The following is an 11874-nucleotide window of genomic DNA, read 5'->3' as shown; positions in this document are numbered from 1 at the left end:
TTTAACAGGTGAAGTTATTGACCTAGATCGAATTGATCCTAAAAGCATTACGATCACAAAGGCAATTGCTATTGCCGATGGCTTACAGATTGAGGACTTTGGAAGAAAAGTAGATAGATTCGGATATTTGAAAGTTTCTAAACCTTTTACATCAACATATAATCAACTCGATACCGACTACATCCTCTGGCCCAAAGGAAATCCAAAATATGACAAGGATCAACAAGGCCGGAATTATGTTATGGACGCCGACACCTTCTGGAACGCCAAGACCTACAAATTCGAAGGCCGCATTGAAGTGTTCTACAAAGCGCCGACCTTTCCCGACCTGATCCCTATCGATCTCAAATCGAACGGACCGGTCAAAATCGGCGAACCGACGACGTTTACCTACACGTTCCGCAACGTGGGAGAGCCAATCAAGAACAAAACCTTCTCGATCCTGATCCAGAATCGTTCCAACGGCAAAACGATTCACAAGGCATCGTTTACGAACGCCGAACAGAATGTGGATATTACGGGCACGTTTCAGTATACGGTGACGGACCCGGGAAAACTACTGACCGGATTTTATGTCGATTCGGACAATACGATTGATGAAGGTACGACTGGCGGGGAAGACAATAACTATAAGCCGTTTGATTTCCCTGTCGATATCGGCATCGACGGCGACTTTCGAATAAGGCCGGGACCGACGATCAAAATCCGGGATAATTTCGAGCTGGAGCCTGTTGATTTTAAAATCCCGAAAGGCTGCACCTATTTCGGTCATCAATATCGGTTCAACTATAACGGCCAGACATGGTCGACGAATCGGGTGAAAGGGCAATCGCAGAACAGTTCATTCCCCTACCCGAACGGGAGACCGTTTTATTTTGGAGAAGGTAACAACTACATAAGTCTGAAAATTCAAACTTCTTGCGGCGAAACGGACTGGATTAAGGAAAAACCATTAACGGTTCTCCCCGATCCGAACAATAAACCGCCCTATTTTCAGGCAGGCTGGTTTTACGATCAAGATCGGAACGGGATCTATCCGCCGGAATATTTTTTGGTGGGCGACATGGTGAATGTCCGCGTTATTCATAACCAGTACACAGACCCGAAGTCGCCTTCGGACCCGGACAACGATCCGATCCAGTGGAAATGGGATTTCGATTCCGGTACGCATCCTTGGGTTCAAAAAATAGCAAAGCAGTTGCACGAAGATTGGGGCAAGACGCTCGACGCCGAAGGCTATTATCATATCAAAGCCGATACGCCGGGAACCTTCTCCGTGAAAGCTACGGCGGATGACGGGCGCGGCGGGACGCGCACGGAAAACGTATCCTTGACTGTGATGGAACCGAATCCGATCCCGGTATGCACCGCACCTGCGGAGATCAAGGAAAATCGTCCTGTCCCTCCCGGAGCGATCCATGCGGATAAAAGCTGGAGCCCGGCGAGACGGTCCATCGACCATTCGAAAGACTTGTGGGTCAACAAGCTGGATAAGTATTATAACGGCACCTTGCAGGACGTTACAGCGACCGTCACGCTGGCAAAAGTCGTGGACAGCTCCGGCATGGCATCGACTGGCTACAGCACGTGCAGCATTACCGTGCACCCGGACTTGCCTCCCGTCGGCAAAATTGTCGTACCGCCGCTCGGTATCCGGAATCAGCCGGTGACCATCCGTAACCAATCGTACTCGCCGGACGGCGATCAGATCGTTTCCGTCAAATGGCGGTTCAAATACGACGCGGCAAACAACGGTTTTCAGGACGATCCCTGGCTGGATATCCTTGGGACAGACAGCAGAGTTGTCTCCTTCGATAACAATTCGCTTGTATTTAAGACCGACATGGTCGGTAAATATTTGTTCGATGTTCAAGTAACGGAGGACTACGGGAAAAGCGCCCTGGCATCCGATACGCAACCGGATGCGCCGCGTACGATGGATATCGTCAACAATGCGCCGCACGTTTCCTTTGCCATCGAAGGGCAAAACGACCAGCCGGGATTGAATCCGCCTATTATGTTTAACGCTAATACAATCGTAAACTCGTGGGCGCTGTTCGATACGAACACGAATAACCGGATCAATAACTACGTTTACCGGTGGGCTGCCGAGGGCAATGCTGTCCTACGGGCTGGCTTGGGAAGGGAAATGGAGCGTCAGGAAAGCATCATCAAGCGAGACAATCCGCCACAGGGGCCTACCAACGTTTTCGGAACGTTCCTATGGCCGGACCTCGGGTTTGGAGCGAATTTTATCAGCTCATATAAAGGTACGGTTTATCAGTGGGTGGGCGGTAGACCCACGCTGACCAGTACGCCCATCTTAATCCCCTCAACGATCTGGGACCCGGATGCGAGGACATATGTACCCGGATATGCTCCGGCGAAGTTTAATTCGATCGTACGTACGAACAAAACGTATCTTTATTTTGACGAGGGCTCGAAGCTGTATGCCTTTAATAAAAAGAAGTTGCCGCAGTACAGCCGAAAATGGAACAATGCAGCTAACAACCTGTTTCATCTATGGGATCGGGACCCGTATGATTTTATCCTTGCTCCGGACAAGTATACTGTGGCCGTACCGTTCCGGGATTCTCCGAGTGGGTCGACCTATACGAAAGAAGCATATTTGCCGGATGAGTATCAAGGTTCTGTGAAGTACGAGGTCGCAGGCGGAATCATCTACAAGGTTTCGAACATCAGAATGCACGATTATTTCACCACTTGCCGCAACGACGATGGTTCGAGAAGCTGGACGTGCGGCGTCGGCAAGGGCAATAACTCCTTTATGATTGAGGCATACGATGCGTATACCGGTAAGCTGATTTCAAGCAATAAGGACAATCCGCTCAAGAGCGGCTGGGAAGAGCTGGGTCTATCGGTTGACGAAAAGGATTATGTCGGTCGGAAGACGTTCTCGCTGATGACCAAAGGTGAAAGTCTGGTTATTGTGTATCAAAAGAATTATAGTAATGGATTGGCTGCTATTGGGTTTATCGAGGTTAATCCGCAGCTCCGGGAAGTCAGAAGAGGCGGACAATCGTTCCCGGACAGTACGATTAAATATCAAAGAAAGTATTATAATACGATGCTGGGGCGCCCGGTTCCTGAGCAATATCCGGAAACCTACCAATGCAGATACAGCGATCTAAACGGGTTATGGAAAGGGCCGGATGGGGAATTTTATACCTACATCAAACGCTCCTGCGACCGGGACGACGGATACATTAAAATCGACAGAAGATATAACGAGGACGCCCCGATCGGCGTTTATCTGCTGCGCATCAATAACGATTTGAGCATGGGATGGACCGCCAGATTGGCGGGTATGGAATGGTTCTACCCTTCCAACACGTCAATGGGTGGAGAAATGCTTTACAACAATTTTACGGCGCTCGTTGTAAATCCATATAACCGGACCTTGCTGACCCGCAGTTACACGAATATGGATCTTATGAACGGTCGTGGCGACCACCATAGCTTCGGACAATACGTGAATATGGACACCGGTGCGGTATCGGACGGACCTGTTCCATACAATTATCCGTACACGGTTGGCGTAACTCCTGGTGGCGGATTCAATGACGGAGGAGGAGGTTGCTCCTGGGGGACGGATGGAAAGTGCAGCCGTTTCAATGTTCATGAGGGCGAATTATTGAACGAAGCGTCGAATGAACAAGAACGGGGAGACAATTACTTAGGCGGATTTTATGTAGGGGACGGCCTGTTTTTGGGGATGTACAATACGGTAAAAAGACAAACGGGCAACGGCTATTACTTCACAGAAACCGAAAAGTACATGTATCTCGAAAGCGGTTCTTTGGATCAAGATCCTATACTGCGGAAAGGGTTTGTTCTCGGCCAGTTCGTTTCTCCGGATAGTTATCGTGACACGGACATTACGTTTCGAATGAAAATGACAAGTCCGAACGAGGATACGAGCTTAAGCGGTTTTTCGTTCCGGATGCTTGACCCAACCAACCGGTATAGTCTGGAAGCGGACGGCACCACGCTCTATCTAAGCCGTTACGTTGGCGGCAGCCGAACTGTGCTGCGCAGCCAGATGTGGCCGTTCGATAACACGGACAATCTATTCAAAATCAGCCTGTCAGGCGATAACATTCAAGTATTCATGAACGGCGTACCGGTGTTTGATGTACAGGATGCCACATTCACGGATGGAAAAATGGGACCTTTTACGGACAAATCGTTTGTCACTTTTACGGCCATTTCCATCAAGCAAAATCAGGACCGCCGGGATTGGATGTCCGACTACGCCATATGGGAGAATGGTTCGGCTTCGGCCAACGTACGGTATAAAAGCATTCTATTCGAAGATCCGGAAAACGATCCGATGGCCGGCAACTTCCGGTGGGGGGTTACGCATACGCCGAAATTCTTAAATAATCAGGGACGGTCCGCGCTGAACGGGAAAACGTTCGATGCTCCGCAGCAAACCTTTGACACAGTCGGCGTCTATCTGCTCACGCTGCGGGCGCAGGACGATCCGAACCGGAACTATTTATGGGCAAGCATGGTTTTCGATCAATACCGCAAATGGTCCAATACGTTCCAGAAAAAATTGACGGTTCACCGCAGGCCGAGCGCGCAGTTCACACTTTCGGAGAATGGGGACGGCACGGTCGCCTGGAACGATACGTCCTACGATCCGGATCGGTTCGATCCGAATCGGGCGGCTTGGGACCCGGTACGATGCAGTGCGTCCGATGTGACGGGCTACGATTATTGCAGCATGCGCGGGATCGTTTCCCGAGAGTACGGCTATGTCGACCCCGACGGTAATTTTGTAGCTGAAAAGCTGACAAGACCGAAAAAGCCGGGAGTCTATACCGTGTATTTGCAGGTTATCGATGAGTACGGGGCAAAATCTTACCCCGCCACCGCTTCGATCCAGCTCAAAGGCAACGTCCCTGAAATTCCAAAACCGACGATCCAGCTCACGTATCCGACTGGAACACGAGATAATCCAACGCTGGAACACGGAACGAGACCGACGATCCATTGGAGGCAGGATGACCCGGCGGGCCATTCGTTTACGGGCTACGAGGTTCAAATCATGGATTCACACGGAAGTCTCGTCATCAGTAGCGGGGAAACAAGCCAGAATGCGCCGCCGTATAGTGCGGCTTCGTGGCAAGTGACGACGGATTTGATCCGCGGCGAGCTGTATCAAGTACGGGTGCGCGCGCAAAATCCGTACTATTGGACGGAATGGTCCAAAATCGGATGGATGGTCATCAATTCGGCGCCCAGAGTTGTCATTACGAATCCGAACGGACCTGACGCCTATAATCCGACGCTCATTCTGGATAATAAACGACCGGCGATTGCATGGATTCAATCGGACGGCCAGAAGAACTATTACGCGAAAATGTACATCGAAATTTTGAACGAGACCGGCGGCATGGTCTACAACACCGGATGGAATGCGTATCAGAACACTACGGCAGCAACGAACAGCTTCCAAGTGCCGACGGACCTGCCGACAGGCGTTCCTTTGCAAGCACGGATGAAGGTCACCGACGACGATCCGAACCTATGGTCCGAATGGAGCAATACTGTATGGTTCTACATCAACATGACGCCGACTGTGACGATGAACGTTCCTTCCGGAACGCAAGCGAATCCGACGCCGATGAGCCCCACGCCAACCGTTTCGTTCACGCAAAGTGACCCTGATCCGAATACGACGTTCACGAAATATCAGGTCCAATTCATCAACGAAACGGGAAATACCGTGCTCTATGATACAGGAGAACAAGGGCAGCATCTTCAAGGGCAAGTGTCCTTACAAAACGCCTCCGTACCTAAGGACCATCCGCTGCCGGCAGGGGCAAAAGTTCAGGTTCGGGCGCGCGCTTTTGACGGATTTGTATGGTCGGCATGGTCTGCGCCAACTTGGCTGCTGACCAACCGCCCTCCGACGGGAAATATTACGTTTGTCACGCCCATTTACGAGCACGACACGCCCGTATTCACCGTATCGGTCTCCGATCCGGACTGCGATGCGATCGACGTCATGGTGGAAAGCAGCTTGAACGGCGGCGCGTTCGGAATTATTCAGCAATGGAGCGGCGTTCCGTCCGGCCAAAGCAAGGCGTTCACCTATGGTCCGCTGCCTCAAGGAAATTACACCTTGCGGCTATCCCTCAGCGACGGCAAGGGCGGAACGTTTAACCAGATCTATTCGTTCGTCGTACTGCCTTTGTCGATTAAGGGCTATGTCACGCATACGCCGGAGTGGGAAAGCTACCGGCTGCAGTGGAACGAGAAGCACCCGGGCGCGCCTCGGGGAGCTGACGTCTTTTGGGCCGGGGAAGCGTTCGAGCTATCGGCGACAGTGACCGATACCGGCACCAGTGCAACCAAGCCGCAGTCGCTCGATGCGACGCTTATGGAAACCGGCGAGCAAGTCAAGCTTGACTCTTCCGACCGCATTCGATTCAGCGGGCAACTGGTCAATCCCGATCATGCCCAATCGCTGCGCAGCGGCCAAACCTACACATTCCGATTCCGCGTGCATTGGAGCAACGGATTGGTTCAGACCGACGATGTGCAGGTCAAAATTCAAGGCAGCATGTATGATGTGATCGTCAATCAGATCCGGCATTGATGGCGCGTAAATTCGTCCGGTTATCTCTAAGAATAAGTGTCAGCACGAGAAAAGCCGCACGTTATCCCACCCGGTTTGACGATATGAATCTAAACATTTACAATTTAAGGTAGGCATGTCAACCAGTCTGCTGGAGACCCCCGACAGGGGGTCTTTCCTATTTACTACATTCCATACCATTCCATTCGGAGGTGCAACCATTTATGAACGCCGTAATTGACCTGCTCCAAAACCACCGCTCCATACGCAAATTCAAAGACGTTCCGCTGCAGCCGGAGCACATCGACGCCATCGTCGCTTCTGCTCAAATGGCTTCGACTTCAAGCAATGTCCAAGCCTACAGCATCATTGCCGTGACCGACCCGGAGAAAAAGCAGGAGCTGGCCCGGCTGGCCGGAAATCAGGCCTATGTCGAGCATTCCGGTCTGTTCCTTGTATTCTGCGCAGATTTGTACCGACTCCGTGAAGCAACCGAGCTGAACGGTGAAACGTTCCATCAAAATACGGAAAGCTTCATCGTTGCCACCGTCGATGCGACGCTTGCCGCGCAAAATGCTGCGGTGGCCGCCGAATCACTCGGATTCGGGATCGTGTACATTGGCGGAATCCGCAGCGCTCCAGAGGACGTAAGCCGGCTGCTCCAGCTGCCCGAGCTCGTCTATCCGGTGTTCGGCATGTGTATCGGCGTGCCCGATCAAGAGCCTTCGGCTCGCCCGCGGCTGCCGAAGCAGGCCGTTCTGCACTATAACGGTTATCAAGCAGACGATGTGCGGCAGCAGATCGAAACGTACGACGAGACGATGCTGGAATATTACCGAACGAGAACCGGAGGCAAAACAGTGACCACATGGTCCAGAGGGATGGCGGACAAATTCCGGCAGCCGGTGCGTGCGCATATACGAAGCTTCTTGGAGGCCCGGGGCTTTAAGCTGGAATAGGTTATTTCGGCTTTCGCCGATCCACATATTTGAGCGCTTCACGGATACTGAGCGGCGATAACGCAGTTTCGGTGACGAACCTGCGGACCGCCGCTTCGTCCGTCTTGGAATATTCCCGGAGCGCCCAACCGATCGCTTTTCGGATGAAAAACTCCTTCGAGTCCGCGCACTGCCTGATCAAATCAAAGAGTAAAACCGCATCCGTTCGCTTCTTGTAGCGAAGCTGGAACAATAATGCCGTCCGCTGCAGCCACAGCGAATCCGAAGCCATCCATCTTTGCGTATGGACCGGAATCAGCTCGGGAAACCGGGCGAACAATTCCCCTACCGCATGTCCCGCCAATTCATCCACCGTATCCCACCACGATTTGGTCGTTATGAGCTCTTCCAAAAGCTCGATTCGGGAGGCATTCGCAGTCTTGCTTCTTTTCCCGAGCAGCGTTAGCGCCGCATACTGGAATTCGCGTTCCGGCTGCGCCCACAATGCCCGGACCGCTTTTTCCAATTCCCCATTTTCCGGTACGCCGTACTCTTGAAGAAACTGCCAGACCAGCGCCGTGCGTTCAGGCGATTTGATCCCCAGAAAAGCGAATTGATCGCGCATATATGCCTGCATCGGGCCTGCCAATTCCGGGTTCGCATGGGATCGCAGATGGGCCTGCAAACGTTCGGCATAATCGGGAGTAACGTAAGCCAAGAAAATAACCTCCAGTATCGTTATTTTCTTCACTTTACAAAAAAGCGGACAAGCAAGCAACCAAGAGTGTGGTAAATTGTTGTAGCCAGTTATACAATAAAACTAACCTGACTACGGGAGGAAAATCGTTTGGAAACCCAACAGTACGCCAACCACCGGAAATTGGATCCGCTGTTCCATTTCGTGCTTCTTTGGCTAACTTTGATCGTTCTCGTCGGTGCCGTGATTTATGCCGTCCGTTCCCTGGTAGCGGGAGAAGGCGTGTCCATCGCACTGCTTCTTCTCGGGCTGAGTGTCATCGACGCCATCTTGGTCATGCTGGTGCGGACGTATGCACTCAAGGCTCAAGACCGGGCCATCCGGGCGGAAGAGCAGCTCCGGCACTTTATCATGACCGGCAAGCCGATCGATCCCCGATTATCGCTGCGGCAAATCATCGCTTTGCGATTCGCCGGCGATCAGGAGTACCCGGAGCTATGTCGCAAAGCGGCAGAAGAAAACATGCAGCCCGATGACATCAAGAAAGCGATCCAAAAATGGCGGGCGGATTACCACCGGCTGTAATATCCCTGCTGTGAACCCGCCGCTGTATGCGCCATACGCTATATGCACCATACGCTGTATACACCATGCACCAGAAGCTCTATATGCCTAAATGCACCATCCACCATACGTCATGCGTGCCAAATAGAGGAACTGTAGTGAGCTATGGGCTTCGCCCGACCGCCTTTGGCAACATTTAAAGGAACTGCGATGCGCTATTGCTCCCTTTTGAGGCACAACAAACTATTTTCGACACGGATAGCTAACGTATGTTCCTCTATATTTTTCCTGAGGCCAAGGGCCTGCGATTAGCGAATCGGAGTTCCTCTATTTGCCGCCCAAAACTAACGGGTCAGCCCATCCGCCGCCATGCAGCGCGGCAACGACTACCGCGAAAGTGGCACGACGGGAGAAAAGCGCACAACAGGAGAAAGTCGTAGCCCGTGAAATCCGTCCGTGCAACTTTCAGTTCTCGCTTTATTCCTCTCGGATAGTAACCTATTACCGTTGGGGTTCTAGCGACCTCCTCGCAGCGCCGAAACGTGTTTTTCCTTCTTAATTACTTTATAAAAAGATCTAATTGGCCAAAACACAAACAATACAGCATTCGGCTTCTCTTCCCCGCCTAACAATCTACCAGCTTCCACATCGAATGAGTCTGATTCCAAGCAAAAAGGACAGCTTCCTCCGCTGTCCTTTTGCCTCTTCATTCCGCCCGACATGTAAGTTAAGGTCGCCAAATTGCTGGATAGAGCCCGCAAGGCCTTCTTTATTATGGTTCTCCAGGTTTCCGTTCATCTCAACCGACCAATCGACGTTAACGTATCGTTTATTCACAACGTTTCGTATCAGCGTAATCCGTTCCGGCACAGTCAGCATACCGGGGATTCGGAACTCATAGTCCTCTCTCAGTTCGATCATCCCATCCTTCCATCCTGATCCCTTCGAACTCGAAGCCCCACGCATCGAAACTTGGTATTCTTTGCCCTCCGAATCCCGTGCCATCCAATAGTCATCAAAAGAATAGCCATTCCATAGTTTCCCATCGACATGCAGCGTACCTTCCGTTTCTTTACCGTTCGTATTCGGCGGTTGCTCGATCGTAAAACCTTTCAACCGAATATCGTCGCCGTCCGCACGGAAAAACACCGGTTCTTCCTGCAAACGAGCAGGTGCAAAGCTCACCGACGAACCGTCCCGCTCCGGTATGTAATACCCATCGAAGACGAAACGGTACGGCTGGTTCTCCGGGAGATACTGGAACGTATAACTTAAATGCATCAATCCGACCTTATCGCCAGCAATGTGGGATTGGGTCATTAAACTATTCATGCTGGGGTGTTTTCTCGTATTCACGCTATGAATTTCGCTGCCTGCCGCGTCTTCAAAGTGAAACATCAGCTCCTGCTTCTGCCAAAGGTCTCCCGGAGACCGCATCAATGCCTCCGAACTGAGCTCCGTATCCAACTCCAAACGAACCCCCTGCACCATACGGGTTAACCGCTTTAAGCGAACCGTCATACCACCTGGGGATGTATACTCCCCCTGCAATTCGGTGATCCTCGTTTGTTTCTGCGCCTCCGTCATATCGATCGGGAATTCAAAACTCCAGTTTCCTTTAACGACGGGAAATCCCTTTTTCCAAGAATCTCCGTCCAATTTACCGATCTGTCCCTCGATCATAATACGATTCGATTGAATGGGCTCTGGAAAAAACGCAACGAGATAATAAAAGTCGTTCGTCGCCCCCATATCGTACAATTTTCCAATCACTTTCCCCTGCTCGTCCTTAACGAGAATACGGCTTCCTTCTTCCGAGAGTCTTAAGCGATCCCGCTCGTGCTTTCCGTCCGGGCCGAACAGTTGCAGCGCCACAATAACACGGGTAGGGTCGGCAACAGCCTCGTCGATTTTGAGCGTGTAGCCTTTATCATTTATTTTAATGTTCGGATGCTGTACCAAACCGAATTCCTGCGCCCGCAGCAAGCCGATATCTACATTATTGCGTGAAAATAAAGACCGGATAATTTCCGCGACCGTCGGTATTGAATAGAAGGACGCCACACCTAGCAACACGAGGATGGAAGCTACTCCTACCGTGACCCACCAGATTTTCCGGCGGCGCTTCATCGTCACACGACCTACCCGTTCGGTCATCGGTTCCGGCGTCGCAGGCTCGATCTCTTCGTCCTGCAGCGCGGACATGACTTGATCCGTGAATGATTCCGGCAGCGTTTCCGCATACATTTCCCGGGCCCATTGCTCCTGTTCCTCTAAAAGAGCGTCTTTCAATCGCTGACAATCGGAGCAAGCAGCGAGATGATCATCTATGCCGCTGCGGTTGGTGACGCCAGAGCGGGTCAGGAACATCTCCATTTCATCGCGGCTCAAGCATTTCATATTCCAATCCCTCCTTGCTCTCGGTCATGATCTGCTTTAGCCGTTTTTTCGCCCGGTACAAGTCGTTCTGGACTTTGCTCACCGATACCTCCAACACTTCGCCGATCTCCTCGTAGCTCAAATCATTCGTGTATCTTAACAGCAGCGCCATCCGGTAGTTGGCCGGAAGCAGCGCCAGCAGCCGTTGAAATTCGGTTCGCCGTTCCGTTTGAAGCACCGATTGCTCCGGGCCGTCGCTGACCGCAGTCTCAACCTGCCCGATGGGATGCTCCTCGAATCTGTGCTTTTTCTTGTGATCCTTCAACAGATTGGCGGCGATGGTATACAACCAGGAGGCGAAGCTTTTGTCCGGTTGATGCGAAGCAAGCTTACGATAGGCCTTAATGAAGGTTTCCTGCGTCAAATCCTGCGCATCCATAGGGCTCGCCCCCATCCCCCGAAGGAGGCCGTAAATTTTCTGTTTATAGCGATCGACCAGAAAGCAGAATTCCTGCTTGCTTCCCGCCACAATCCGATGAATAAGCTCTCGTTCCGACTCCTGCCGGATATCGCGTTCCTCCACCACTCGGTCCTCCCAGCGTTCTATACTGTATAGACGACGAACCGGAATCCAATCTCTCACCTTAGGGAATATTTTTACAAAGAGCGGATGGGAGAAAAAA

6 protein-coding genes are annotated in these 11874 nt (G+C 51.7%); 3 read left to right on the top strand and 3 right to left on the bottom strand.

The features are described from left to right. Window positions 1-241: 241 nt before the first annotated feature. Window positions 242-6634, top strand: a complete 6393-nt coding sequence (locus QMG93_RS23960) for a fibronectin type III domain-containing protein (protein ID WP_281940952.1) — start codon at window positions 242-244, stop codon at window positions 6632-6634. A gap of 203 nt (window positions 6635-6837) precedes the next feature. Further along, on the top strand, window positions 6838-7572 hold the full coding sequence (gene nfsA, locus QMG93_RS23955; protein ID WP_281940950.1) for an oxygen-insensitive NADPH nitroreductase: 735 nt from the start codon (window positions 6838-6840) through the stop codon (window positions 7570-7572). 1 nt (window position 7573) lies between these two features. Here nfsA and QMG93_RS23950 read toward each other — a convergent pair whose 3' ends face one another. After that, window positions 7574-8269, bottom strand: a complete 696-nt coding sequence (locus QMG93_RS23950) for a DNA alkylation repair protein (RefSeq protein ID WP_281940948.1) — start codon at window positions 8267-8269, stop codon at window positions 7574-7576. Window positions 8270-8398: 129 nt separating this feature from the next. Between QMG93_RS23950 and QMG93_RS23945 the strand changes: the two genes are divergently transcribed. Further along, window positions 8399-8833, top strand: coding sequence for a DUF6526 family protein (locus tag QMG93_RS23945; protein WP_281940947.1), 435 nt, complete (start codon window positions 8399-8401; stop codon window positions 8831-8833). A 612-nt stretch (window positions 8834-9445) separates the two neighbouring features. Here the strand turns inward: QMG93_RS23945 and QMG93_RS23940 are convergent. Both QMG93_RS23940 and QMG93_RS23935 read right to left on the bottom strand, forming a co-directional pair. Beyond that, window positions 9446-11212 carry a DUF4179 domain-containing protein gene (locus QMG93_RS23940; RefSeq protein ID WP_281940945.1) on the bottom strand — a complete coding sequence of 589 codons (1767 nt, stop codon included), beginning with the start codon at window positions 11210-11212 and terminating at the stop codon, window positions 9446-9448. After that, entirely contained in the window at window positions 11190-11774 is a 585-nt protein-coding gene (locus QMG93_RS23935) for an RNA polymerase sigma factor (protein WP_281940942.1), read from the bottom strand. Before QMG93_RS23935 ends, QMG93_RS23940 begins: the two co-directional genes overlap by 23 nt. Between the last annotated feature and the right edge of the window lie 100 nt (window positions 11775-11874).

The organism is Paenibacillus tyrphae (assembly GCF_027925525.1).
In the GTDB taxonomy this organism is placed as follows: domain Bacteria; phylum Bacillota; class Bacilli; order Paenibacillales; family NBRC-103111; genus Paenibacillus_G; species Paenibacillus_G tyrfis_B.
Note: the sequence above shows the minus strand (reverse complement) of the source record. Positions and strands in the feature narration are given on the sequence as shown.